The following is a 26,172-nucleotide window of genomic DNA, read 5'->3' on the forward strand; positions in this document are numbered from 1 at the left end:
CGGTTCACCGGCCCCCGCACGGCGGCCGGTCCACGCGGTGCAGTCTGCCCCGGCGCGGACAGGAGCACCAGTGCGCGCGGACGGGGCGCACGTGGCGCTGGAGCACTCGCGCCAATGCGCCCCCGCGCCCCCTCGTACGGGTGTGCCCCAGGCTGCCTTTGGGTGGCTCAAAGATGTGTTGATGCAGGTGAGAAGCGGTTCGACTGATGCCTATGATCGGGCTGCCGACCGCGCCGGGCGTCGTCGGCGCCCAGCGTAAGGAGCCCGCCGTGAGCACCACCCCACCGGCCCGGACCGGCGCCACCCTCGATGTCGACCGCAGCGACGCGGCCTACCGGGACTGGCTGAAAGAAGCCGTACGCAAGGTCCAGGCGGACGCGAACCGCTCGGCGGACACCCACTTGCTGCGCTTCCCGCTGCCCGAGGAATGGGGCATCGACCTCTACCTCAAGGACGAGTCGACCCACCCGACCGGCAGCCTCAAGCACCGCCTCGCCCGCTCCCTCTTCCTCTACGGCCTGTGCAACGGCTGGATTCGCCCCGGCCGCCCGGTGATCGAGGCGTCCAGCGGCTCGACCGCCGTCTCCGAGGCGTACTTCGCCTCCCTGATCGGCGTGCCGTTCATCGCCGTCATGCCGCGCACCACCAGCGCCGAGAAGTGCCGGCTCATCGAGTTCCACGGCGGCCGCTGCCACTTCGTGGACGACCCGCGCACCATGTACGCCGAGTCCGCGCGGCTGGCGGCCGAGACCGGCGGCCACTTCATGGACCAGTTCACCTACGCCGAGCGCGCCACCGACTGGCGCGGCAACAACAACATCGCCGAGTCGATCTTCCGGCAGCTCGCGCTGGAGCGGTTCCCGGTGCCCGCCTGGATCGTCGCCACGGCCGGCACCGGCGGCACCTCGGCCACCCTCGCGCGCTATGTGCACTACCTCCAGCACGACACCCGGGTCTGTGTGGCCGACCCCGAGAACTCCTGCTTCTTCGAGGGCTGGACCACCGGCGACCCGGACGTCACCTGTGACTGCGGCTCCCGTATCGAGGGGATCGGGCGGCCACGCATGGAACCCAGCTTCGTGCCCGGCGCGATCGACCGCATGATGAAGGTCCCGGACGCCGCGAGTGTGGCCGCCGTACGCGCACTGGAGCGGGCGCTCGGCCGCAAGGCGGGCGGGTCCACCGGGACCGGCCTGTGGAGCGCGCTGAAGATCGTCTCCGAGATGGTGGCCGAGGGCCGGAACGGCAGCGTGGTCACCCTGCTGTGCGACCCCGGCGACCGCTACCTCGACAAGTACTACTCGGACAGTTGGCTGGAGGAGCAGAACCTCGACATCGGGCCGTACACGGCCGCGATCGAGTCGCTGCTGGCCACGGGGGTGTGGCCGGACTGAGGCCAGGCCGCTCCCGGCGCGCCGTCAGTCCTCCTCGGGGCCCTCGGGCTCCTCGTCGTCCTCCGGCTCGCCCGCCACCACCAGGCGCCGCAGCCGCTCGGAGATCTCCGTACGGGCCTCGGGGGGCAGCCCGCCGTCCGTGACGAGCGTGTCCACGTCGTCCAGCGCGGCGAACGAACTCAGGCCCACCGTGCCCCACTTGGTGTGGTCCGCGACCACCACGACCCGGCGCGCCGAGCGCACCAGTTGCCGGTTCGTCTCCGCCTCGGCGAGGTTCGGCGTGGACAGCCCCGCCTCCGCGGATATGCCGTGCACGCCGAGGAAGAGCAGATCGAAATGGAGCGCGGCGATGGCGCGGTCCGCGACCGGACCCACCAGCGAGTCGGACGGGGTGCGCACCCCGCCGGTCAGCACCACCGTGGCCGCGCCCGGACGCCGGCCCGAGGCGCGCTGTGCGGTGTGGAAGACGTCCGCCACCCGCACCGAGTTCGTCACCACGGTCAGATCGGGCACCTCCAGGAGCTGCCGGGCGAGCGTGTAGGTGGTCGTACCGCCGGACAGGGCGATCGCCGAACCCGGCGCCACCAGGCGGGCGGCCGCTCGCGCGATCTCCTCCTTGGCGGTCGGCTCCAGGCCCGACTTGGCCTCGAAGCCCGGCTCGTGCGTGCTCGCCTCGACCACCGGAACCGCGCCACCGTGCACTTTCTCCAGCACACCCTGCCGGGCCAGCGCGTCCAGATCACGGCGCACGGTCATGTCCGAGACGCCCAGTTGACGGGTCAGTTCATTGACCCGGACACCGCCCCGCCGCCGGACCTCGTCAACGATCAGAGCGCGCCGCTGCTCCGCGAGGAGGTTCTGATTCTCGCTCACGTACGCTCCGGTCCTTTCGCCACACCTGTCCGAGCCGCCTGGCGCACCTGCGGTGACCTGCCCCTTCCCAGGGCCCACCACACGCACCGGCGTCTCATCTTGTCACGGGCCGCCATGGGGCGCGCCACTGGCTGTCACCACGCACACCTAGGGCGCGCGCACATGTGTGCGGGCACCATGGCCGCCGTCGTCACCCGGATCGGGGAGATTCCGTGACAAGCCTGTCAGCCAGGTGTACGCCACCTCGGAAACGGAGAACCTGAAGCCCGCACGGACTTGAGACTCCTCAGGTGACAACGGAAGTGCGGACGACAAGTGGAACACGCACGGGAACGCATCACCGATCCCCGGCCCGACGTCACGGCCCCGCCGGCCCCGGTGGCCACGACGGCGAAGCGCGGTCTGGAACTGCTGGTGCACGGCGTCGGCGGCACCACCCCGGAGAAGATGCTGGGGGACCCCCGCACGGTCCGCGTCACCGGCGACGACACGGCCGCCGTCTACCGCCGCGCCGAGGACGTCCCGGAGTCCGCGGGCGGCGCGGGACCCGCCTTGGACGAACTCCCAGGCGACGGCCCGGTGCGCGAGGCGTACGTCTGGTGCAACCTCACCTCCGGCAACGGCACCCGCGCCCTGTGGCTGTTGCTGCTGCCCTTCATGGTGGTCAACCTCGCCCACTGGATGCGCCCCTCCGTCGAGCGCCCCGGCCCCTCGGTCCGCCTCTACGGTCTCCTCGTCCGGCTGGCCGCGCTCACCCTGACCGTGCTCCTGGTCGCCGCCGCCTGCGAGGTCGCGCTGGACCTGGTGGCCTGGCAGTGCGCCGGTGCCTCCGCCTGCGCCGGCCGCCACACCTGGCTCACCTTCCTCTCGCCCACCCTCTCCGAGGGCGGCTGGTGGAGCCCGCCCGGCCGCCGCCTCGCCCTCGCCGCCCTGGCGCCCACCCTGCTCACCGCGCTGCTGTGGTACCTATCCCACCGCACCTGGAGCGCGTACGAGTCCCACCGCCCCCTGACGACCACCGCCGAACCGGCCGCCGACGAGGGCGCACTGGCCCGCCCCGGCTTCTGGTACGGACGCCGCCTCGGCGCGCGGCTCCGCGCCGCGCACACCGCGGCCGGTCTGCTCACCGTCGCCGCAGCCGTCACCCTGCCCGCCACCCGCTTCGACCACCGCCCCGGCGGACCCGCGTTCCTCCACCTCCTCGGCATCCTCCTCGGCGCCGGCATCCTCGCCTGGGCCTGCGCGGTCGTCGCGGTGGTGTGCCGCCGGGGCCGCAGCGAACACCGGCTCGACCAGGCGCTCGACCGTCACCTGGTGCGCGTCCTCCCGCTCGGCGCCCTCGCCCTGCTGCTGCTCGCCGTCGCCTACGCCTGCTGGGCCCGGCCGGGCTGGCAATCCGCAGGTCGCTTGCCCGGCGACCCTGCGTTCGGCGCGATCATGCTGGCCCAGGGCATCCTCGTCGTCGCCCTCGCGGTCGTCGCCCGCCGGCTGCACCGGCGCCTGCCCGACCCCCGCGCCGCCATGCGCGGCCTCGGCGGACCGGCTGTCGCCCTGCTGGCGTGCGCGCTCGGCGGGGTCGCCTCCGGCGGGGTCGCCCAGCGCGTCGCCGACTGGCTGGACGGCACCCGCGCCTCGATCACCGGGCCGCCCGTCACCCTCACGTGGCAGGCGTCCGCGATCCCTCCCGTACTCGCCGTGCTCCTCGTCCACATCGCCGTCCTGGCCCGGCGCACCGCACGCCTCGCCCGCGCGGAGCGCCGACGGGTGCGCGCCGAACACCCCGGTGAGCCGGAGGACCCCCACCGCACCCGGCGCATCGCCCACGTCCGCGCCATGGCCACCCTCACCGACCGCGCGCCCCTGATCCTCGCCGTCGGTTCCGTCGCCACCCTGATCGCCGGCGCGGGAGCCCTCACCGGCGCCCTCGCCACCGGGCTCGCGCCCGCCCACGCCGCCCGGCACGCCGGTACCCCCGTCCGGACCGCCGCCGAGATCTGCCAGACGCTCGGCTCCTGGCTGATCGGCGTCGGCTTCCTGCTCTTCGTCACCTGGGGGCGCCGCGCCTACAAGGACGCATCGGCCCGCCGCACCATAGGCATCCTGTGGGACGTCGGCACCTTCTGGCCGCGCGCGGCGCACCCCTTCGCGCCCCCCTGCTACGCCGAGCGCGCCGTACCCGACCTGACCTGGCGCACCGCGACCTGGACCGAGCGCACCGGCGGTCGTCTCGTCCTCTCCGGCCACTCGCAGGGCAGCGTCCTGGTGGCCGCGGCGGCCTGGCAGCTTCCGCCCGCCGTACGCCGGCGCGTCGCCCTGCTCACCTACGGCTCACCGCTGGAACGGCTCTACGGGCGCTGGTTCCCGGCCCACTTCGGCCCGGCCGCCCTCGCCGCCCTGCACCGGGACATCTGCTGCTGGCGCAACCTCCACCGCCGCACCGACCCCATCGGGGGCCCCGTCCGGCTGCCCGCCGGGCACGGCACCGAGGTCGACCACGAACCGCTGCCCGACCCGCGCGCCTACGGCCGCACCCCCGAACACCCGCTGCCCGCGCCGATCCTCGGCCACTCCGACTACCAGGAAGACCCGGTCTTCATCCGCGAACGCGATCGCCTGCTGGCTCGCCTCCACCCCGACCTGCCCGCCCCTCGCCCGGAACCCGGCCGGACATGAGGCCCTCTCACGGCAGTTCCGGCAGGTCCTCCGGGTACAGCAGGGTCAGGTCCTCGGTGCTCGGGTCGGCGAACTGCGCGACCCGGCTCGCGTGCCGCTCCACCATCACCTCGAACGTCTGCCGCGCGGTACGGCCGTTGCCGAACGCCGGGCCCTTCGGGAGCGCCGTGAAGTACTTCAGCAGCGCCTCCGCCGTGCCGGACGCGATCCGGTATTCGTGCTCGTCGGCCTGCTGCTCCACGATCCGCAGCAGCTCCTCGGGGCCGTAGTCCCCGAAGGTGATCGTCCGCGAGAAGCGGGACGCCACACCGGGGTTGACCGACAGGAAGCGCTCCATCTCCGCCGTGTAGCCCGCCACGATCACCACGACCGCGTCCCGGTGGTCCTCCATCAGCTTCACCAGGGTGTCGATGGCCTCCTTGCCGAAGTCACGCCCGGCGTCCTCCGGCGACAGCGCGTACGCCTCGTCGATGAACAGCACACCGCCACGCGCCCGTTCGAACGCCTCCTGGGTGCGGATCGCGGTGGAACCGATGTGCTCGCCCACCAGGTCGACCCGCGACACCTCCACCAGATGCCCTATCTCCAGCACGCCGAGCGCGGCCAGGATCTCCCCGTACAGCCGGGCCACCGTCGTCTTGCCGGTGCCGGGGGAGCCGGTGAAGACCAGGTGCCGCTTCACCGAGGCCGCCTTGAGCCCCGCCTTCTGGCGGCGTCTGCCCACCTCGATCATGTCGGTCAGCGCCCGCACCTCGTGCTTGACGCTCTCCAGGCCCACCAGCGCGTCGAGTTCACCCATCACGGCCTTGGACGTACGGGTCTCCCGCTCCGGCACGGGCGGCGCGGCCGACGGCTCCGGGCCGACGGCGCGCTGTCCCGGAATGGCACCGAGCAGCCCGCCGGTGGACGCGGGTACCGTCTGCACCGCCGTGTCCTGTGCCGTCGGGGGCCGCAGCGCGCCGCTCTCGTCGCTGGAGCACTCCTCCACGACCGGTCCGGCGCCCGAGCCCGCGTCCGGCCCGCCCTCGGCGAACTCGTAACCGCCGCGCACGCACCGCTCGGTACGGCACTTGCGCAGGGTCGTACGGCAGCCGTCGAGCACATGGAAGCCGTAGCCGCCGCTGCCGGTCACCCGGCAGTTGACGAAGCTGCCCCGACCGCCCGCCGAGACGTAGAACCCCGCCTCGGCCGGGCTCTCCACCGCGCAGCGCTCGATCGTCGGGTCGGCACCCTTGGTCACGATGACGCCGGTCTGGGTGCCGTCCACCGTGCAGTTGCTCAAGGTTCCGCCGCTGCCGTGGTCCCGGAACCAGGCGCCGGTCGCCGCGTCCCGGATGCGGCAGTCGTCGAGCTGCGCGGTCGCGCCGTCGCTCACCGAGACCGCCGTGTTGCGCACCTGGGAGAGGTCGCTGTCGACCACGTCCGCGCGGGAGCCCCGGTCCAGCACGAACAGCGCGTCCGGCACGTCGTGCACCCGGCACGAGTCCAGTACGGCCGTCGCGCCGTCGCTCACCCAGACCGCCGGGTAGTCGCCGGTGCTGTCGAAGATCTCGCACTGGTTGGCGTCCACGCGGGTGCCCGGGTCCCACACCGACAGGCCGTTGCGCCCGAACTGGCGCACCGTCGTCCGGGTGAGGGTCAGCACCGAGCGGGAGCGCAGGTCGACCGCGTTCTCCGGGATGTCGTGGATACGGCAGTCGGCCAGCGTCAGCACCGCGTCGGTGTCGAGGGTGACGCCGTCCGCCGAGGTGCGGTGCACCTCGCAGTCGGTGAGATGGGCGCTGGCCCGCTGGGTGACCTGCACCCCGGCACCGCGCACCTCGTACACCTCGCAACCGAACGCCTCCAGCGAGGAGTTCTCGCCGGTCGCGCTCAGTCCGGTGCCCGAGGCGTGGTGCACCCGGCAGCGGTCCAGGCGCGGGTGCCCGCCGCCGCGCACCGCCACGCCCGCCTGGCCGGCCGAGACGACCTCGCACTCCTCGAAGACCCCGGCGGCGCCGTCGAGGACGAGGATGCCGATGCCGGCCGGGTTGTCCACCGTGCAGCGGCGCACGGTCGGCCGGGCTCCGCCGCGCACCTCGATGCCGGAGGCGGAGCGCGTCACGATCCGCACGTCCAGCAGCTCGGGCGTGCCCTCCTCCACCAAAAGCGCCGGTGCGGCGCCGTCCTGGCCCTCCACGTGCAGGCCCTGCACCACGGCGGAGGCCCGTACGGTCAGCGGCACGCCGTCCACGGGGGCGATCCGCACCGAACCCGGCGCGTTGTCGGGGCCGCGCAGTGTCACCTCCCGCCGCACGACGAGGTTCTCCCGGTAGGTGCCGGGGGCGATGGTGAGGACGTCGCCGTCGGAAGCGGCCTCGAGGGCGGCCGCGAGCGACGCGTACTCACCCGTGCGGCGCCGCCACCGCGATGTGCCGGTGTGCGTCACCTGGACCGTGCCCTGTGCCATGGCGTTGCCGTGCCCCCACCTCGTGGTACTTGTGCTCGTCCGCCGAAGGGGCTCCGCAGCCGGTGCCGGGACGGCGACCGCTGGGCCCCACCGGGGCGTTCGCGTGTACGCGTGTTCCGGACTCCGGCGCGGCCTTCGGCTCGCTCGCGCGCGGGTCGATGCCGAAAGCGAGTCGGCCGGTCCACCGTAGCGTGCGCGCGGGTGGCGGACCGACCAGAGCCGGAACCCAGGCCCCGGGGCCCGCGAACGCCCGGCCCTAGCTGCCCGTACCGGCCTTGCCCCAGTCCGGTCCCGCCCGGTCCCAGGCGCGGTCCCAAATCGCGTACCGGCGGCGGACCATGCGCCAGACGACGAAGCGCCGCACGGTCTCGATGAGTCCGGCCGCCACCACGGCGGCGCCGAAGCCGGCCAGCACCGCGTGCGCCCGCGCGGTGGCGGAATCCAGCGGCCGGGTCGTTATTCGCCCGCTCGGGTCCGTCCACAGCCGGAAGTGCTCACCCGCGCGGGGGGACTTGACGTCCGCCAGCACCGCGCCCTGCCGACGGGTGCCGTCCGGCGCGGTCCACCCGGCCAGGACCCGGCTGCGGGAGGTACGGGCCGCGCCCGTGTCGGGATCGGCCTCCGGCGGAGCCTGCGCGAGGGTGTGCAGCACGGTGGCCGTGACGAGATGACGGGTGTGCCGCTGCTCGCGCACCGACCGCCGCAGCGAGTCCTGCGCGGCGGACCCGGTGACCGCCCCGACGACGGGCATCGCCACGAGCGTCAGCAACAGCGCCAGGAGGCACACCCATGCCTCCGCGACATCGGTCGGGCGGCGCAGGGGATTGCCCCGCCAGCGCCACACACCACTGATGGTGTGCACGTCCTCCACCCCCTTCGCTCCGACGCCCCCTGTCCTGCCCCGTGTCGGCCCCGCTCATCCCCGGCCCGGTGAAGAGGGCACGGGAGAAGGACATCACGTCCCCGCGGTTTCTCTCACGGATTTCTCATGTTCGCCCAACGACCCGGATGCGGAGGGAGTTCCCGGTTCCCGCGTCCGAACAGCCGACCAGTGGTGACGGGGTGTCGGATGTGGACGCGTACCGGTCCTCGCGGCCGGGAAAAGTGATCGGCATGTTCCCGGTGTGACGGGGTACGGGCACCGTCAGGGGAGGACGAGCGGAGGCAGACAGACGAATGCCGCCGCCGGGCGACAGCTCGGCGACGGCACACGCGGGACGGGGCGGCTCGGGCGGGGTGACGACCTTCCCCCCGTCGTCGAACCGGTACCACCGCGGGTCACGGTGGACATGGATCGATCGCGGAGTCGCGTTCCCGGAGCCGGACGGCCGCTACGAAGAGCGGAAGGGGCTCAGTAGCCGCGGTACTGCTGGTTGTTGTACGGCTCCTGGTACGGCTGCTGCGGCGGCCGGGGAGCGGCCGGGCGCATCGCCTCGTAGCCCGAGGGTGCCGGGCGCGGCGGCTGGGGCTGCGCGCCGGGGTAGCCGCGCGGGGCGCCGGCCTGCTGCGGGATGTACGCCGTGGGCGTGGGCTGCATCGGAGCCGCCTGCTGGGCCTGCGGGTAGCCGTACGCGGGCTGCGGCGAGGGAGCCGCGGGCAGCGCGGGGAGAGCGGAGGGGAGTGCGGGGAGGTTGCCGCCGGGGGAGGGCATGCCCGGGGAGGACTGCATGCCGAAACCGGTGTCATAGGCGGCCGGGACCCTGATCGGGGCGATCTGCGGGGTGCCGCGCTCGGCCACGAGCGAGTCGTAGATCGGGGTGTCCGGGAAGGAGGCGGAGTAGTAGCCGCCGCCATAGGTGGAGCGGGGGGAGGTCATGGCACATAAGTTAAGCCCACGATGTGCTGGTTGGGGAGACCGATAAGAGGGTTGTTTTCCGTGTCGGCGGCGATCTGCGATCGCTAATCCGAGCGAACTTGGCAAAAATGGACTCCATCCGACGTCTGGATCGTGTAGAAGGCGAGTTCCTGTCCGGTTACCGGCGGTTGACGGAGCGTCGGAAGATGTACAGATGGGGGCGGACATGTCAATGCCCAAGGGGTCGAACACACCGGTGCCCGTCACCCCGCTCCGCGTCCAGGTGACCCGCGAGACGGGCCCCGGCATCCCCGACGTGGACGCCTCGGCCCTGCTCCTCGCGGGTGGCAGGGTCCGCGCGGACGGCGACTTCGTCTTCTACAACCAGCCCGCGCACCCCTCCGGCGCGGTCCGCCACGAGGGCAAGGAGACCAGCGGGGCACAGGTCACCGACACCCTGCTCGTCGACCTCGCGCGCGTGGAGGCCGGCATCGAGCGGATCGTCCTCGCGGCCTCGGCCGACGGCGGCACCTTCGGCCAGGTCCCCGGCCTCGCCGTCCAGGTCTTCGACCCTGCCACGGGAGACACCGCCGCCCGCTTCGACAGCACCGGCGCCACCGTGGAGACCGCCTTCGTCCTCGGCGAGTTCTACCGCCGCCAGGGCGCCTGGAAGTTCCGTGCCGTGGGCCAGGGCTACGACAGCGGACTCGAGGGCCTGGCGACGGACTTCGGCATCACCGTCGACGTACCCCGGCACCCGGCCGCGCCCTTTGCTCCGGCCGCGCCCCCGGCCCGGCCCTCCAAGGTCACGCTCACCAAGGCGACCCCCTCGGTGTCCCTGGCCAAGCAGGGCGGCACCTCCGGCGTCATGCGTGTCAACCTCAACTGGCGGACCCGCAAGCAGATCACGGGCCGCCGCCGGGGCCGCGGGCCCGGTGACCTGGACCTCGACCTGTGCGCCCTGTACGAACTCACCGACGGCCGCAAGGGCGTGGTACAAGCCCTCGGCCACGCCTTCGGGGCGCTGGAGCGGCCGCCGTACATCCATCTCGACGGCGACGACCGCACCGGTGCCGTGGCGGACGGCGAGAACCTCACCATCAGCCTCGACCACAAGGAGCACCTCAGACGGGTCCTGGTCTTCGTCACCATCTACGAGGGCGCCAGCTCCTTCGCCGACCTGCACGCCACCGTCACCCTGAAGCCGCAGCACGGCGCCCCGATCGACTTCTCGCTCGACGAGTGCACGGTCCCCTCCACGGTGTGCGCGCTCGCGCTGATCACCGACACGGGCGGCGACCTCGTGGTCCGGCGCGAGGCCCGCTACCTGGTCCCGGAACGCGGGGTGAGCCCGCAGCGCACCGTGGACCGGGCCTACGGCTGGGGCATGAACTGGACGCCCGGCCGCAAATGAGCCGCGCTCAACCCTCGTCCGGCACGGCGTCGGGACGCGCGTAGGTGCGGCCCTTCCAGGCCGCGCCCCGGCCCCGGTAGTGCCGGCCCGCAGAGTCGAGCGTCATCAGCAGATAGAGGAACGCCGTGAACGGCAGCAGGGGAGCGAGCGACAACGGCTGCCGGTAGTAACGCAGCATCGGCACGTACGTCGCCGCCATCACCGCCCACGCCACCGCGCCGAGCGCGCACGCCGGCGCGTTCCCCGCGACCGCGCCCGCCACCACCGCCCCGGGCGGCACCAGATACACCAGCACCAGCCCCGCCACCGTGCCCAGCAGCAGTGCCGGACTGTGCCTGAGCTGGGCGTACGCACTACGCGACACCATGCGCCACAGCTCGCCGAGACCCGGATACGGGCGCACGCTGTCCACCCGGTCCGCCAGGCCCAGCCATAGGTGGCCGCCGTTCGCCCGCACCGCGCGCGCGAGGGCCACGTCGTCGATGACCGCGTGCCGGACGGCGTCCGGAATCCGGGCCCGCCCGGCCATGTCCGCCCGCAGCAGCACACAGCCCCCGGCCGCCGCCGTCGTACGCGCTCCCCGGCGGCCGATCCACCGGAACGGGTAGAGCTGGGCGAAGAAGTAGACGAAGGCCGGGACCACCAGCCGCTCCCAGGGGCTCTCCGCGCGCAGCCGGGCCATCTGGGACACCAGGTCGAAATCACCCGTACGAGCCGCCGCGACCAGGGAGCGCAGGCTGTCCGGGGCGTGCGCGATGTCCGCGTCGGTCAGCAGCAGGAACTCGGGGTCACGCGCGCGTGCCAGCGCGATCCCGTGGCGCACCGCCCACAGCTTGCCCGTCCAGCCCGCGGGCGGCTCACCGGGGGAGTCCACCGTGAGCGGCAGCCCGCCGTGCCGCGCGGACAGCTCGCGGGCCAGCTCGCCGGTGCCGTCGCGGCTGCCGTCGTCCACCAGGAAGACCTCCGCCCGGCCCGGATAGTCCTGGGCGAGCAGCGAGGGCAGACTCGCGGGCAGCACGTCCGCCTCGTCGCGGGCCGGGACCACCACGCACACCGACGGCCACTCCTCGGGCTCGCGGCGTGGCGGAAGGCGTACATCGGTGCGCCAGAAGAAGCCCTGGCCCAGCAGCAGCCAGCACCAGACGGCGAGGGATACGGCGGCGGTCCACACGATGGCGCTCACGGCCGCAGTCTGCCCCACCGGAAGGGCCCATCGGCGGCCATCGACTATCGTGGCCGGGTGAAGATCGCGCTCATGGACTCCGGAATCGGCCTCCTCGCAGCCACCGCGGCGGTACGCCGCCTTCGGCCCGACGCGGATCTCGTGCTCTCCCTGGACCCCGACGGCATGCCCTGGGGGCCGCGCACCCCCGAGGACCTGACCCGGCGTGCCGTTGCCGTCGCCGAGGCCGCCGCCGCACGCCGGCCGGACGCCCTCATCGTCGGCTGCAACACCGCGACCGTGCACGCCCTGCCCGCGCTGCGCGCCCTCTGCGAACCCGGCATCCCGGTGATCGGCACCGTACCCGCGATCAAGCCCGCCTCGGCCGGCGGCGGACACGTGGCGATCTGGGCGACCCCCGCCACCACCGGCAGCCCCTACCAGCGCGGTCTGATCGCGGACTTCGCCCACGGCGTCCAGGTCACCGAGGTGCCCTGCTGGGGGCTGGCCGAGGCCGTCGAACACGCCGACGAGCGGGCCATCGCCGCGACCGTCGCCGCCGCCGCGGAACTCACCCCGCCCGACGTCACGACCGTCGTCCTCGGCTGCACCCACTACGAACTCGTGGCGGAACGCATCCGCGCCGCCGTCCAGCAGCCGGGCGCCGCCCCGCTGGTCCTGCACGGCTCCGCCGGGGCCGTCGCCACCCAGGCGCTGCGCCGCATCGGCGAGCTCCCCGCCCCCGACGCCCCCGCCGAAGGCTCCCTCACCGTGCTGCTCAGCGGCCGCGAGGGCGGCGCCCTGCCCGCGGCCGCGCTGCACTACGCCGAGGGACGGCTACTGCCCGCGGCCGGCCCGCTCGCCGACCGGATGTGACACCGGGCGCGGCCGCTCGCCGGTCCGCCCGGCCGGAGCAGTACCTCTCCGTGACCGGATACCACCAAGGCGGAACCTGGGTAACCTCATAGACATGAGGGAGCACCGCGACGCCGAGGACGTCCCGCACCCCGACGTCTGGACCGGGCGCGCCACCAACCGCGTGCAGTGGGTACTGGCGCTGGCCGGCGCCGCCTGCGTGGCGCTCGGCATCGAGCTGGCCGTGCAGTCCGCGTGGACCTCCGGGATCATCGCCCTGGTCATGTCCGTCGTGGGCTGCATCGCGGTCGGACTGCTCGTCCTGTTCGGCACGCTCGCCTTCGTGCACGTCGACCTCAAGCTGGACCGGGACTCGCTGGAGGTGCGCTGCGGCCATGTCGGGCTGCCGCGCCGCCGCATCCCGCTCTCCCAGGTCGTCGGCGCCGACTACATCCCGCACGTCACCCCGCGTCACTGGGGCGGGTGGGGCTACCGCTGGCGTCCCGAGAAGGGCACCGCCGTCGTCGTCCGCCGGGGCGAGGGCATCGTGCTGAGCCTGTGGGACGGTCACACCTTCACCATCACCGTGGACGACGCCGAGTCGGCGGTCCGCGCCATCCGGGCCCGGCTGCGCGCCATCACCCCGGACAACGCGCACTGACCCCGCTCAGCCCACCGTCTCCTGCCGGGGCACCGGCTCCGCGCGGGGCACCCGCTCCTCCTCGCCCCACGGGCGCGCCGTCGCCCATCCGGCCAGCAGGCCCGCGCCCGCCGTCACCGTGGTGAAGCTCAGCGCGTCGCCCCCCGACGCGATGACCGCCAGCGCCGTGAGCGCCGCCCCCGCCGTCAGCACCACCGGCGTCGGCCGGGCGGCCCGCCACAGAGCGTGCAGCACCCACCCGAACACGCCCGCCAGCAGCAGCGCCCCCACCACCCCCTGCTCGGCCAGCAACTGGAGCGGCGCCGAATGCGGCCGCCCCGCCGCATCACCCGGCGTGCCGAAGCGCCCCGGCCCGACACCCCACACCGGCGCCTCACGGGCCAGCCGCACCGCCCGGCCCCACAGCCCCACCCGGTACGGCCCGATCCGCTCCGTCAACTCCGCGGCGCACCCGCCCGGCAGCACCCCCGACGCCAGCCCCCACACCGCGCCCACCGCCACCGCGGCCACGATCCCCAGCCCGGCGAGCCCCGCACCCCGGCGCGGCATCGAACCGGCGGCCACCGAGCACAGCAGTACGGCGCCCCCGGCAGCGCAGCCGCCCGGCGAGCCCAGCAGCGCCCCGGCCGGCACCGTCGCGCCCGCCAGCAGCCACAACAGCGGCCGCACCCCCGGCACCGGCGTCGACCAGGCGGCGCAGCACAGGGCTCCCGTGGCCAGCGCCAGCAGCGCGGCCACGGCACCGGCCTGCCCGAGCGGAGCCGCGTAGGCCGGTCCCGGCAACGGGCCGGGCATCGTCACGGCCGACACCAGCGCGGCCACCGCCCCGGCGCACGGCGTGGCCACCGGGAGCAGGGCCCCCGACATCCGCCCCGCCGCGCAGCCCGCCGCCGTGGCGAGCACCGCCAGCAGCATCCCCTCCGGCCGCCCGTCGTGCGCCGCCGCCGATATCAGCGACCAGGCCGCGCACAGCCCGAGCAGAATCATCCCCGCACCGTCGGACACGTTCCGTCCCGCACGGTCCGCGTCCGCACCGGACGCGCACTCCATCCCCGTCGACGCCACCCGTAGCCCCTCGCACCCGGTCCCCCGACCTGTGGCCGCACCTCGCGACGGCATCCGGCCGGGACCGGCCGCACCGCCGAGGCTCGGATCACGCTAATGGCTGCGGGCCGATTTGTGGACGAGTTGCGCGGGAATGCCGTGATGACCGGCATGTCAGGGGGTGTGCGGACCGCCGTACACTCCCCAGGGTGACCGTCACCGCAACTTCCGTGGACCGGCCGGACCGGCTTCGGCCGCCCCCGGCCAAGGGCGCGCGCGCCCGCCTGATCCGTCTGGTCCCGGCCCTCGTGTCCGCGCTGAGCGGCGTGCTCCTCTACGTCAGCTTCCCGCCCCGCACCCTGTGGTGGCTGGCGCTGCCCGCCTTCGCCGGCTTCGCCTGGGCGCTGCGCGGCCGGACCTGGAAGACGGCGCTCGGCCTCGGCTACCTCTTCGGCCTCGGCTTCCTGCTGCCGCTCCTGGTGTGGACCGGCGTGGAGGTCGGCCCCGGCCCCTGGATCGCGCTGGTCGTCATCGAGGCGGTCTACGTCGCCCTGGTCGGCGTCGGCATCGCCGCCGTGTCCCGGCTGCCCGGTTGGCCCGTCTGGGCGGCGGCGCTGTGGACCGCCGGAGAAGCGGTACGCGCGCGCATGCCCTTCGGCGGCTTCCCCTGGGGCAAGGTCGCCTTCGGCCAGGCGGACGGCGTCTTCCTGCCGCTCGCCGCGCTGGGCGGCACCCCGGTGCTCGGCTTCGGCGTCGTCCTGTGCGGCTTCGGCCTCTACGAGATCGTCCGGCTGCTCCTGCGTCGCCGCGACGGCGAGGTACGGCGGTCCGCCGCCGCCGTCGCGCTGCTCAGCGTCGCGGTGCCGGTGGTGGGCGCGGTCGGCGCGCGTGCGCTGGTCAGCGACAAGGCCGAGGCGGGGACCGCCACCGTGGCGGTGATCCAGGGCAACGTGCCGCGCGCGGGCCTGGAGTTCAACGCCCAGCGGCGCGCGGTGCTCGACTACCACGCGCGCGAAACCCGCCGTCTCGCCGCCGAGGTCGCGGCGGGCAGGGCGCCGCGCCCCGACTTCGTGCTCTGGCCGGAGAACTCCTCCGACATCGACCCCTTCGCCGCCCCCGACGCGGCCGCCGTCATCCAGGGCGCCGCCGAGGCGATCGGCGCGCCCGTCTCGGTCGGGTCGGTCGTCGAGCGGGACGGCAAGCTCCTCAACGAGCAGATCCTCTGGGACCCGGTCAAGGGCCCCCTGCAGACCTACGACAAGCGCCAGGTGCAGCCCTTCGGCGAATACCTCCCGATGCGCTCGCTCATCGGCGCGATCAACAGCGAGTGGACCGGCATGGTCCGCCAGGACTTCAGCCGGGGCGGCAAGCCGGGCGTCTTCGGCTTCGGCCGCGTCAAGGTCGGCCTCGCCACCTGCTACGAGGCCGCGTTCGACTGGGCCGTGCGGGACACCGTCACCCACGGCGCCCAGATGATCTCCGTGCCGAGCAACAACGCCACCTTCGACCGCAGCGAGATGACCTACCAGCAGCTCGCCATGTCCCGCGTCCGCGCCGTCGAGCACAGCCGGACCGTGACCGTGCCGGTGACCAGCGGCGTCAGCGCGGTGATCATGCCGGACGGGCGGGTCGCGCGGCACACCGGGATGTTCGTCCCCGCCCACATCGACATGAAGGTGCCGCTGCGCACCTCCGAGACGCCCGCGACCCGGCTCGGCATCCTGCCCGAGCTGGCGCTGCTGCTGGTCGCGGCGGGCGGTCTGGGCTGGGCCGGCGCGGTCGCGGTATGCGGTCGGCGCGCCGGTGGCGCTCAGCCGTAGGGCCGGCCGAACGCGCCTGGTCGTGGCGGTCGGCCGGTGTCCGGCCGTTTAGGGTCGGGGCCATGGCTACACCTGAATTCATCACCACGCTCCGGGCCACGGCGGGCACCCAGTTGCTCTGGCTCCCCGGTGTCACCGCGATCGTCTTCGACGACGAGGGGCGGGTGCTCCTGGGCCGCCGCACCGACACCCGCAAGTGGTCGGTGGTCGGCGGCATCCCGGAGCCGGGCGAGCAGCCCGCCGCGTGCGCGGTGCGCGAGGTCTTCGAGGAGACGGCCGTGCACTGCGTGCCCGAGCGGGTCGTCCTGGTGCAGGCCCTCCAGCCGATCACCTACGGCAACGGCGACGAGTGCCAGTACATGGACATCACCTTCCGCTGCCGGGCCGTGGGCGGCGAGGCGCGGGTGAACGACGACGAGTCGCTGGATGTGGGCTGGTTCGCGGTGGACGCGCTGCCGGAGCTGAACGAGTTCTCGCTGTTCCGGATCAAGCAGGCCCTGTCCGAGACACCCACATGGTTCGACCCCATGACTCTTGGCTGAAGTATGGGTTCTCGCCCTATGTGGTGAGCCGGGGGCGCGTCACTAGGGTCGAGACATGATCTCGCTCAGCCCCCAGCCCAGCACCCCTTCCGCCCTGGACCTCGCCGGCCGGGTCGCCCTCGTCACCGGGGCCGCCGGAGGCATCGGCAGTGCGTGCGCGCTCCGACTCGCCGCGGCCGGGGCCGAGGTGCGCGCGCTCGACCTGGACGCGGCGGGGCTGGCCGAGCTGGCCGGGCGGGCCGGGGGTCTCGCGGGCCGGGTCGTGCCGCAGGTGCTGGACCTGACCGACCTCGACGCGGCCGAGCGTGCCGCCGCCGGGACCGACGTACTGGTCAACAACGCCGGGCTGCAACTGGTGCGGCCGCTGGAGGAGTTCCCGCCCGAGGTCTTCCACACCGTGCTGACGGTGATGCTGGAGGCGCCGTTCCGGCTCATCCGCGGGGCGTTGCCCCATATGTACGCGCAAGGGTGGGGGCGCATCGTCAATGTGTCCTCCGTCCATGGTCTGCGCGCCTCTGCCTTCAAGTCGGCCTATGTGGCCGCCAAACATGGGCTGGAGGGACTGTCCAAGACAGCCGCGCTGGAGGGTGCCCCCCATGGTGTGACGTCGAACTGTGTGAACCCCGCCTATGTGCGCACCCCACTGGTGGAGAAGCAGATCGCCGACCAGGCCGAGGCGCACGGCATCCCGGAGGAGCAGGTCCTCGCCGAGGTCCTGCTCAAGGACAGCGCGCTGCGCCGGCTGATCGAACCCGAGGAGGTCGCGGAGGCCGTCGCCTATCTGTGCGGCCCGCAGGCGTCCTTCGTCACCGGCACCTCGCTGGTGCTGGACGGCGGCTGGACGGCCCACTGAACCGGTGCCCCGACCGGCCCTCGTGGAGTTGTCCACAGGGCTGACGGGCCGAGTCCACGATGAGCGATCCTGTGGCCATGTCTCCCGATCAACTCCAGTCGGCCGCGCGCCCCGCCACCGGGGCCGCCGCGGCGGGGGCCGTCGCCTGTGCGGAGGCCCCCTACCTCGAACTGCTCGCCCGCGACGCCTCCCCGGAGGCGTACGAACGTCCCGTCCTCCTCGCCCGCGCCGAGGGAGAGTCCGCCGACCGGGTCGCCGCGCTGGAACACGCCAAGTTCCTCGCGCTGCGCGTCCGCGCGGAACTGGAAGGGCGCCGCCGCCGGGAGGCGGAGCTCTCCGCCCTCTTCGAGACCGCCCACGACCTGGCCGGGCTCAGGGACGTGGACGCGGTCCTGAGGGCCATCGTGCAGCGCGCCCGCTCCCTGCTCGCCACCGACATCGCCTACCTCAGCCTCAACGACCCGGAGCGCGGCGACACCTACATGCTGGTCACCGAGGGCTCCGTCTCCGCCCGCTTCCAGCAGCTCCGGCTCGGCATGGGCGAGGGGCTCGGCGGCCTCGTCGCCCAGACCGCCCGGCCCTACGTCACCGACGACTACTTCCAGGACGCCCGCTTCCAGCACACCGACACCATCGACGTCGCGGTGCGCGACGAGGGCCTGTTCGCCATCGTCGGGGTTCCGCTGACGCTCGGCCCGCAGGTCATCGGCGTCCTCTTCGCCGCCGACCGGCGCGCACGGGTCTTCGAACGCGAACAGATCGCCCTGCTGGGCTCCTTCGCGGCCCTCGCCGCGGCCGCCATCGACACCACCAACCTCCTCACCGGAACTCAGGCCGCCCTCGCCGGACTCGAGCGCGCCAACGAGGTCATCCAGGACCGCAGCGCGGTCATAGAGCGGGCCTCCGAGGTGCACGACCGGCTCGCCGAACTCGTCCTGCGCGGCGGGGGAGTCCACGACGTGGCCGCCGCCGTCGCCGAAGTCCTCGACGGAGCGGTCGAGTTCACCGAGACCGGCACCACGCCGGCCGATGCGCTGGAGGCGTCCCGCGCCGAGGGGCACGCCGTACGCCACGGGCCCGACTGGATCGCGGCCGTGGCGGCGGGGGAGGAGGTGTTCGGCGCGCTCGTGCTGCACGGCCACCCCGACCTAGACCCGGTCGACCAGCGCACCCTGGAGCGCGCCGCGATGGTCACCTCCCTGCTCCTACTGGCCCGCCGCTCCGCCGCCGAGGCCGAACGACGCGTGCGCGGCGAACTCCTGGACGACCTCCTGGACGCCCGCGACCGCGACCCGCGCCTGCTCCGGGAGCGCGCCGCGCGGCTCGACGCCGACCTGGACGCCACCCACGCCGTCCTCGCCACCCGTCTCGACGCGCCCTCGGCCGACGCCGACGAGGAGGCCGCCGCCCGGCGCCGCCTGTGGTCCGCCGCCTCCCACCTCGCCACCACCCGGCACGGCCTGGCCGCCACCCGCGACGGCGGCACCGTCCTGCTGCTGCCGCTCGACCCCGGCGACACCGCCACGGAACTGGCCCGGCGTACCGCCCGCGAACTCGGCACCGCGGTCCGTCAGCCGGTCACCGTCGGAGCCTCCGCCCCCGTCACCGGTCTGGCCGCCCGCCCCGACCAGGTGGCCGCCGCCTACGCCGAGGGCCGCCGCTGCCTGGACGCCCTCCACCTGCTCGGCCGGGGAGGGGACGGCGCGGCCGCCGAGGACTTCGGCTTCCTCGGGCTGCTGCTCGCCGGGGACCGGGACATCGGCGGCTTCGTGGAGCGCACCATCGGCCCCCTCGTGGCGTACGACGCGCGGCGCGGCACCGATCTGCTGCGCACCCTGGACGCCTACTTCGCCGCCGCGATGAGCCCGGCCCGCACCAAGGACGCGCTGCACGTACATGTGAACACCGTCGCCCAGCGGCTGGAACGGGTGGGCCGGCTGCTGGGTGAGGACTGGCAGACGCCGTCCCGCGTGCTGGAGATCCAACTCGCGCTGCGCCTGCACGGGTTGGCCGGACCGGGACGCCGCTGACCGGCACCCGTGCGGGGATGCCGGTCTCGGGTGAGGCGCCGGTCAGGGGGCCGGGGTCTTCGCCACCGTGTCCACCGGGGCGGACGGGGTGCTGTCGGCCGTGACGTCGGCGAGGTCCCGGTTGCGGGTCTCGCGGGCAACGCCCACGGCGACCAGGGTGAGCAGGACGGCGCCGATGACGTACAGGGCTATCGGGGTCGCGCTGTCGTACTCCGCGAACAGCGCGGTGGCGATCAGCGGGGCGGGCGCACCAGCGGCCACGGAGGAGAACTGGGCGCCGATGGAGGCGCCGGAGTAGCGGACGCGGGTGGCGAACATCTCCGCGAAGAAGGCGGCCTGCGGTGCGTACATGGCGCCGTTGAGGATCAGGCCGACGGCGACGGCCAGCACCAGCCGGCCGAAGGTACCGGCGTCCACCAGCGCGAAGAAGGGGAAGATCCACAGGCCCATGCCGGCCGCGCCGAAGAGATACACCGGGCGCCGTCCGACCCGGTCCGACAGCGCGCCCCAGGCCGGGATCACCGCGAAGTGGACGGCGGAGCCGATGAGTACGGCGTTGAGCGCGGTCTGCTTGGAGACGTCGGCGGCGGTGGTGGCGTAGACGAGGATGAAGGCGGTGATGACGTAGTAGCTGATGTTCTCCGCCATGCGGGCGCCCATGGCGATGAGCACCTCACGCCAGTGGTGGCGCAGCACGGACACCAGTGGCAGCTTCTCCGCCGCCTCGCCCTGCCGCGCCTCGGCCCGGGCCAACGCCTGCTTGAAGACGGGCGATTCATCGACGGAGAGGCGTATCCACAGCCCCACGACCACCAGCACACCGGAGAGCAGGAAGGGGACGCGCCAGCCCCAGGCGGTGAACGCGTCGTCCGAGAGGGTGGCGGTGAGCAGGGAGAGCACACCCGTGGCGAGCAACTGCCCGGCGGGCGCGCCGGTCTGCGGCCACGAGGCCCAGAAGCCGCGCCTGCGCGCGTCCCCGTGCTCGGACACCAGCAGTACGGCGCCGCCCCACTCCCCGCCCAGCGCGAACCCCTGCACCAGCCGCAGCACGGTCAGCAGCACCGGCGCCGCGGTGCCGACGGTGGCGTGGGTGGGCAGCAGGCCGATGGCGAAGGTCGCCCCGCCCATCAGCAGCAAGCTCAGCACCAGCAGCTTCTTGCGTCCCAGCCGGTCCCCGAAGTGCCCGAACACCAACGCCCCGAGCGGCCGCGCCGCGAACCCGGCCGCATACGTCACGAACGCCAGCAGCGTCCCCACCAGCGGGTCGGAGTCCGGAAAGAACAGCTTGTTGAACACCAGGGCCGCCGCCGACCCGTACAGAAAGAAGTCGTACCACTCGATGGTGGTCCCGATCAGGCTGGCGGCGACGATGCGGGGGAGCTTCGCCGGGGGTGGGGGAGCGGTGTGGTCGGCTGCCATGTGCGCCACTTCCTTGTGTGCGGTGGGGACGGGGGGTGTCGGCACACCGTAGGAAGGGGCAGGTCAGGGGCACATGTGGTGGGGCTACATAGTTTCAGGCGGGAGTGTGCGTGTGGCATCCATGCCTGGGCTCCGGGCGTCCGCCGACGGAGCCCCGCAGCGTCAGGTCAGTACCCGGCCGAGGAATCCGCGCAGATACCCCGCCACGATGTCCAGGTGGCTCTCCAGCAGGAAGTGGCCGCCGTTGATCAGGTGCACCTCCGCGTCCTGGGCGTCGCGGGCGAAGGCTTGCGCGCCGGCCGGGCCGAAGATCTCGTCGTTGCGGCCCCACACGGCGAGCACCGGAACCTCGTTGGCGCGCAGGAATTCGTGCAGCAGCGGGTAGAGCGGCCGGTTGTCGCCGTAGTCGCGGAACAGGGCGAGCTGAACCTCGTCGTTGCCTTCACGGGAGACCAGGGCGAAGTCGTGCTCCCAGGTGTCCGGGCTGACCACGCTCGGGTCGGGCACGCCGTGCAGATACTGCCAGCGGATGGCGTCGAGTCCGAGCGCGGTGCGTACGGCGGGTTCGGTGTCGGGGCCGGGGTTCGCCCCGTAGGCCCAGACGTCGCTCCAGAACGACTCGACGAAGCCGTCCTCGTACCCGTTGCCGTTCTGGGTGACGAGGGCGGCGATCCGCTCGGGGTGCTTGAGCGCGAGGCGCCAGCCGATGGGGGCGCCGTAGTCCTGGACGTAGAGGGCGTAGCGGTCCAGGCCCAGTCGGTCGAGCAGATGGGAGGTGATCTCGGCGAGGGCGTCGAAGGTGTAGGTGAAGTCCGCTGCGTCAGGAGCGTCGGAGAGGCCGAAGCCGAGGTGGTCCGGCGCGATGACGTGATAGTCGTCGGCCAGCAGCGGGATGAGCTCGCGGAACATGAACGAGCTGGTCGGGTAGCCGTGCAGCAGGACGATCGCGGGAGCGTCGGCGGGTCCGGCCTCGCGGTAGAAGATCTCGTGGCCGTCGACGGTGGCGGTCCGGTGGTGCACCGAGTTCATGTCTAACCCCTTCAGGTGCGTTATCCGGTTGACTTCTGGCCAGGCAAACACCTGTGGGCTAACCTGTCAAGTGCTTTGATGTGGTTAGGGAAGGGTGTCCGATGAACACGCTGCTGGACCTGCTCAACAGCAGGCCGCTGGTCGACGGCCGGGAACAGGACGCCCTCGCCGACCCGGCCGAAGGCCGACGCTGGGCGCGGGAGCACGGCGGGGACGGCAGCCTCGCGGAGCTGGCGTTGCTGCGTGAGGCGCGGGACGTCCTGCGGGAGATCGTGGGCGGAGAGTGCTCGCCCGAGGCGCTGAAGCCGCTGCTCGACGGGGTCCAGCAGGTTCCGGAGGTCGGTCAGGAGGGTCTTCGGTGGACGCTCAGGACCGCCCCGCATGCCCGGCTGGCCGTCGAGGTGATCCTTGCCTGGGCCGACACCGAGGAGCGCATGCCCGGCCGGCTGCGACCCTGTGCCAACAGCGAGTGCCGGTTGTTCCTGCTCGATCGCAGCCGCGCCAACCGGGCCCGCTGGTGTTCCATGGCCGTCTGCGGCAACCGCGAGAAGGCGCGACGTCACTACGAGCGCACGCGCTGATCTTCTTGACGGACGGGCGCGGACGGTGTGCCGGAGGGCAAAACTCCCGTGCACCGGTTTGCCTGCCTCTGCGATCATCCCCGAATGGCGCACAGTTTCGAATCGCTGGTCATCCGGCACACGCACCGTCTTCCCTCCCCCGAGGGCCCGGCCGGAGAAGGCGCGGTCGCCGCACGGCAATTCGACGCGGTGCTGGCATCCGTGGGCTTCAAGCTCTCGGCGGAACTGCTGGAGCGGCTGTCGGGGCTCTCCGAAGCCGCCGTCGTGCACACCGCCAGGCGGACGCTGCGCACCGTGCGCGAGATGGTGGGCGACCATGTTCAGCACAACTCGTACTTCATCGACTTCCCCGCCAACGTGCCGGACACCGAGGAGTTCTGGACGCGGTGCGTGGCAGAGGCCCTCGGTGACAAGAAGTCACGCGGGAAGGTGCTGACGCAGTTGACGCGCGGGGCGGTGGACCTGCTCAGCCTCCCCGCGTACGGCAGGTACCAGCACACGTACGAGGAGATGCTCGCGGCGCAGGACGAGCTGATCGCCTCGGCGGGCGACCGGATCACCGTCCTGCATCTCGGCCGGGCTCTGGACGACGAACTCGGCGACCTGTACCTGGCTCTGGCCGGCAGCACTACCCCGCTGGACGAGGACGACCTGGGCGACCTCAAGGCCCTTGCCCAGCACTGCGCGCTCGGTCCCCAGCCGGAGGCGATCCCGGTCCGGGAGAACCGGGCGGTCATCAACGAGGCCCGGCTCGGCGCCGGGGCCGACCTCCTGCTCGACACCGTCACCGACGTGCTGCGGCTGGCCTGCGCGCTGTCCGGCGGCGACGTGACGCTCCAGGAACCGACCCGGTTCCGGTCCATTCCACGGCCGCTGCGCCGAGGGCTGCTCGCCGGTCTCGACGCCGTGGTCGCGGCGAACCCCGCGAAGCTCGCCGATGTGCACGCGCACCGGGAGCCCTTCAAGCGGCTCGGCGAGCGCCTCCACCCGCACGAGTACCCGCGCTGGCCGCACGCCGCCGATGTGTTCGCGGTCGCCCGGGGCGAGAAGGAGGCACGGTCCTTCGACAGCCGGATCGAGAAGCTGCTCGACGCGTCCGACGTCCTCGGTGCGGTGAAGCTGCTCGAGTCCGCTCCCGGCAAGCTGTTCCGCGCCCTGGATCTCCTGCTGCGCATCGCCGCCGATCAGGAGGAGCGGGACGCGGTCATCGCCGCCGCGGTGCAGGTCGCTCCGGACGTCTCCGGCCGGGTCGTGCTCTCGGTGCGCGAGCATCTCCACAACAGGGCAGGTGAGAGCGGCCGGCCTCGGATCTTCGTCAACCGTCGGGGCCATGCATGGGTGACCCCCGACTTCCGGCCGCCGGTACCGGCCGGGGACCGCGACCGTCTGATCGCCGCCCTCGACGCCGAGATACGCCGTCGGCTCCCGGCGCCGGGCCGTCTGCTGCTCGACCCCGATGTCCTCGACGTGGCGCTTCCGCTCAGCGGCCGGGCCACCGCCGCCGGACTCGGCGTACTGCCGCGAGGCTCGGTCTCCGCGGTCGACGGCGGACAGCTCCGCTTCTTCGTGTACTGGAAAGAGGCCGAGCGCCGGACCGACTACGACCTGTCGGCGCTGCTGCTGCGTGCCGACTACAGGACCGACTCCTGGCTCTCCTACACGTCGCTCAGAGGTGTCGGGGGCCGGCATTCGGGCGACATCACCGAAGCCCCCGACGGCGCCTCGGAGTTCATCGATCTGTCCCTGGACCGGGTGCGCGGCACGTTCATCGTCCCGCAGGTCAACATCTTCGCCGGCGAGGGCTTCGAGGAGGTCGAGGAGTCGTTCTTCGGTTTCATGCTGCGCGACGGGGAGCAGAAGGGCCGGCCTTTCGAGCCGCGCACGGTGCGGATGAAGTCGGAACTGCGCGGTGTGGGCCGGGTGGCGCTGCCGCTGGTGTTCCAGCGCCAGGACGACGGCGCGTGGCGCGCGAAGTGGCTGCACCTGCACCTGAGGGGCATCTCGGAGGCCAACCGGGTCGAGGAGAACCAGGCGTCCGTGTCCACGGTGGTACGTGCCGTCGTGGAGCGGGAGCAGTTGACGGTGCGGTACCTGATCGGCCTGATGTCCGACGGCACGGCACCCGTCGAGCAGTGGGACGGCGAGCGGGTTCCGGACGAGCCCGTGACCTACATCGGCCTCGGACGCCCCGAGGGACTGCACCCGGACTCACGCGTCATCACCCTCGAAAATCTGCGCGACCTGATCCCGGGCTGAGTGCTAGCGTTGCCCACGGCGAGGCCATGAAGGGGCTTCCTTCTCAACTTCCTTTTCTGAAACGAGTTCCTTCGCTTTCCTCGCCACTGACTTGGTCATCCGGGAGGCGCCCGCGCGGCGCCTCCCGGTTTTTGCATGCCGGAAGAACCGCGGAGGGCTTGGGTCCGCAAGAGGGCTGGGCAGTGGCCTTGCATCGATGTAGAAGACCCGCATGAAACCATTTCGCAGCTTCCGAGCTGCCCTCGTGCTCACGGTGTCGGGCGTCCTCGCCGCCCTGTTGTCGCTCACCTCCGCCGGTCCTGCCGAGGCGGAGCAGACCTCCCTGCGGGCGGCCGACCCGAGCGTCATCCGCGTCGGCAGCACCTACATCTCGGCGCAGTCCACCGGCGGCGGGATCGCGGTGCGGCAGGCGTCCTCCACCGCCGGACTCGCCTCCGCCCCCGCCCGGCAGGTGTGGTCGGACACCCAGGGGCGCGGGGAGGTGTGGGCGCCGGAACTGACCACGGACGGCGGGCGCTACTACATCTACTTCACCGCCGGACGGGGCGCCGCACACCGCATGTTCGTCATCAGCTCCGCGAGCCCCGACAGCGGCTACGGCGGCGAGACCCGGCTCGCGCTCCCGGACGACAAGTGGGCCATCGACGGCACCATGTTCACCTTCGACGGGCAGCGCTGGTTCGTCTGGTCGGGCTGGGCCGGTGACACCAACGTCGAGCAGAACCTCTACATCGCCCGGATGAGCAGCCCCACCACGCCGACCGGGGCCCGCTTCATCATCTCCCAGCCGCGGGAGAGCTGGGAGCGGGTGGTGGGCAACCCGTACATCAACGAGGCGCCCGAGGCGATCCGGGACCCCAACGGCCAACTCCACGTCGTCTACTCGGCGAACGGTAGCTGGAGCGACCAGTACTGCCTGGCCGACCTGCGGCTGCGGGCCGGCGGCGATCCGACGTACGTGTGGGACTGGTACAAGTCCAACGGCTGCCTCTTCGGCTCCAACCGCTCGACCATGATGGCCGGCTGGGACCCCACGCTGTACGTCAACGGGCCCGGCCACCACACCTTCGTCCTGCTCGATGGGGACATCGCCACCAGCCCGCCGGCCGGACCGCGCTTCCCACTGATGTTCCACGCGGTGGCCAAGGGCACGCCGTACTCCTGGGACAACCGCTACTGGTACACCGGGTCGTTCGCCTGGTGGGGCGACACCACATATCGGCGCGCCAATGTGCCCGGACCCACCTCGGACACCGGGTGGGGCCTGAAGTTCTTCGAGTAGCGCGCCTCCGGGACCCGGCACAACGCCGGGCCCCGGACCC

At 73.0% G+C, this 26,172-nt stretch carries 20 protein-coding genes; 12 read left to right on the forward strand and 8 right to left on the reverse strand.

The features are described 5' to 3' along the window. The first annotated feature begins 269 nt into the window (after positions 1-269). The gene (locus OG448_RS27845) at positions 270-1,394 is read left to right on the forward strand and encodes a PLP-dependent cysteine synthase family protein (protein WP_405557838.1); all 1,125 of its coding nucleotides are present in this window, start codon (positions 270-272) and stop codon (positions 1,392-1,394) included. A 24-nt stretch (positions 1,395-1,418) separates the two neighbouring features. Here OG448_RS27845 and OG448_RS27850 read toward each other — a convergent pair whose 3' ends face one another. Next, positions 1,419-2,267: a DeoR/GlpR family DNA-binding transcription regulator gene (locus tag OG448_RS27850; protein WP_405557840.1), complete on the reverse strand. Its 849-nt coding sequence runs from the start codon at positions 2,265-2,267 to the stop codon at positions 1,419-1,421. 315 nt (positions 2,268-2,582) lie between these two features. Between OG448_RS27850 and OG448_RS27855 the strand changes: the two genes are divergently transcribed. Next, entirely contained in the window at positions 2,583-4,940 is a 2,358-nt protein-coding gene (locus OG448_RS27855; RefSeq protein WP_405557842.1) for a hypothetical protein, read from the forward strand. A gap of 7 nt (positions 4,941-4,947) precedes the next feature. Here the strand turns inward: OG448_RS27855 and OG448_RS27860 are convergent, their stop codons facing one another. From OG448_RS27860 to OG448_RS27870, 3 genes are all read right to left on the reverse strand, one after another. Beyond that, positions 4,948-7,389 (reverse strand): right-handed parallel beta-helix repeat-containing protein, encoded by a 2,442-nt coding sequence (locus tag OG448_RS27860; protein WP_405557844.1) that lies wholly within the window; start codon positions 7,387-7,389, stop codon positions 4,948-4,950. Positions 7,390-7,645: 256 nt separating this feature from the next. Continuing rightward, on the reverse strand, positions 7,646-8,251 hold the full coding sequence (locus OG448_RS27865; RefSeq protein ID WP_405557845.1) for a hypothetical protein: 606 nt from the start codon (positions 8,249-8,251) through the stop codon (positions 7,646-7,648). Between the two features lie 489 nt (positions 8,252-8,740). Further along, on the reverse strand, positions 8,741-9,205 hold the full coding sequence (locus tag OG448_RS27870; protein WP_405557846.1) for a DUF6643 family protein: 465 nt from the start codon (positions 9,203-9,205) through the stop codon (positions 8,741-8,743). Between the two features lie 211 nt (positions 9,206-9,416). Here OG448_RS27870 and OG448_RS27875 point away from each other — a divergent pair, with 211 nt between their 5' ends. Then, positions 9,417-10,598 (forward strand): TerD family protein, encoded by a 1,182-nt coding sequence (locus tag OG448_RS27875; protein ID WP_405559005.1) that lies wholly within the window; start codon positions 9,417-9,419, stop codon positions 10,596-10,598. A 7-nt stretch (positions 10,599-10,605) separates the two neighbouring features. Here the strand turns inward: OG448_RS27875 and OG448_RS27880 are convergent, their stop codons facing one another. Then, positions 10,606-11,781 (reverse strand): glycosyltransferase, encoded by a 1,176-nt coding sequence (locus OG448_RS27880; protein ID WP_405557848.1) that lies wholly within the window; start codon positions 11,779-11,781, stop codon positions 10,606-10,608. A gap of 57 nt (positions 11,782-11,838) precedes the next feature. Between OG448_RS27880 and OG448_RS27885 the strand changes: the two genes are divergently transcribed. Further along, positions 11,839-12,636, forward strand: a complete 798-nt coding sequence (locus OG448_RS27885; protein ID WP_405557850.1) for a glutamate racemase — start codon at positions 11,839-11,841, stop codon at positions 12,634-12,636. Between the two features lie 94 nt (positions 12,637-12,730). After that, complete coding sequence (locus OG448_RS27890; RefSeq protein ID WP_391298413.1) at positions 12,731-13,276, forward strand: hypothetical protein; 546 nt, start codon at positions 12,731-12,733, stop codon at positions 13,274-13,276. A 6-nt stretch (positions 13,277-13,282) separates the two neighbouring features. On the opposite strand, the gene OG448_RS27895 is transcribed toward OG448_RS27890, so the two are convergent. Next, positions 13,283-14,263, reverse strand: coding sequence for an O-antigen ligase family protein (locus OG448_RS27895; RefSeq protein ID WP_405557852.1), 981 nt, complete (start codon positions 14,261-14,263; stop codon positions 13,283-13,285). 266 nt (positions 14,264-14,529) lie between these two features. Here OG448_RS27895 and lnt point away from each other — a divergent pair, with 266 nt between their 5' ends. The 4 genes from lnt (at position 14,530) to OG448_RS27915 (ending at position 19,565) form a co-directional block, all read left to right on the forward strand. Further along, the gene (gene lnt / locus OG448_RS27900) at positions 14,530-16,140 is read left to right on the forward strand and encodes an apolipoprotein N-acyltransferase (protein WP_405557854.1); all 1,611 of its coding nucleotides are present in this window, start codon (positions 14,530-14,532) and stop codon (positions 16,138-16,140) included. 62 nt (positions 16,141-16,202) lie between these two features. Then, entirely contained in the window at positions 16,203-16,682 is a 480-nt protein-coding gene (locus OG448_RS27905) for an NUDIX hydrolase (protein WP_405557856.1), read from the forward strand. A 55-nt stretch (positions 16,683-16,737) separates the two neighbouring features. Further along, a complete protein-coding gene (locus OG448_RS27910) occupies positions 16,738-17,535 on the forward strand; it encodes a 3-hydroxybutyrate dehydrogenase (RefSeq protein WP_405557858.1) in 798 nt (265 codons plus the stop codon). 77 nt (positions 17,536-17,612) lie between these two features. Further along, on the forward strand, positions 17,613-19,565 hold the full coding sequence (locus OG448_RS27915) for a helix-turn-helix domain-containing protein (protein WP_405557860.1): 1,953 nt from the start codon (positions 17,613-17,615) through the stop codon (positions 19,563-19,565). Between the two features lie 42 nt (positions 19,566-19,607). Here the strand turns inward: OG448_RS27915 and OG448_RS27920 are convergent, their stop codons facing one another. Continuing rightward, positions 19,608-20,984 carry an MFS transporter gene (locus tag OG448_RS27920; RefSeq protein ID WP_405557862.1) on the reverse strand — a complete coding sequence of 459 codons (1,377 nt, stop codon included), beginning with the start codon at positions 20,982-20,984 and terminating at the stop codon, positions 19,608-19,610. A gap of 162 nt (positions 20,985-21,146) precedes the next feature. Continuing rightward, entirely contained in the window at positions 21,147-22,013 is an 867-nt protein-coding gene (locus OG448_RS27925) for an alpha/beta fold hydrolase (protein ID WP_405557863.1), read from the reverse strand. A gap of 101 nt (positions 22,014-22,114) precedes the next feature. Between OG448_RS27925 and OG448_RS27930 the strand changes: the two genes are divergently transcribed. From OG448_RS27930 to OG448_RS27940, 3 genes are all read left to right on the forward strand, one after another. Further along, positions 22,115-22,594 carry a CGNR zinc finger domain-containing protein gene (locus OG448_RS27930; RefSeq protein WP_405557865.1) on the forward strand — a complete coding sequence of 160 codons (480 nt, stop codon included), beginning with the start codon at positions 22,115-22,117 and terminating at the stop codon, positions 22,592-22,594. 84 nt (positions 22,595-22,678) lie between these two features. Then, positions 22,679-24,850, forward strand: a complete 2,172-nt coding sequence (locus OG448_RS27935) for a TerD family protein (RefSeq protein ID WP_405557867.1) — start codon at positions 22,679-22,681, stop codon at positions 24,848-24,850. A gap of 211 nt (positions 24,851-25,061) precedes the next feature. Beyond that, complete coding sequence (locus OG448_RS27940; protein ID WP_405557868.1) at positions 25,062-26,132, forward strand: glycoside hydrolase family 43 protein; 1,071 nt, start codon at positions 25,062-25,064, stop codon at positions 26,130-26,132. The last annotated feature ends 40 nt before the right edge of the window (positions 26,133-26,172 follow it).

The organism is Streptomyces sp. NBC_01171 (genome assembly GCF_045039805.1).
Lineage (GTDB): Bacteria > Actinomycetota > Actinomycetes > Streptomycetales > Streptomycetaceae > Streptomyces.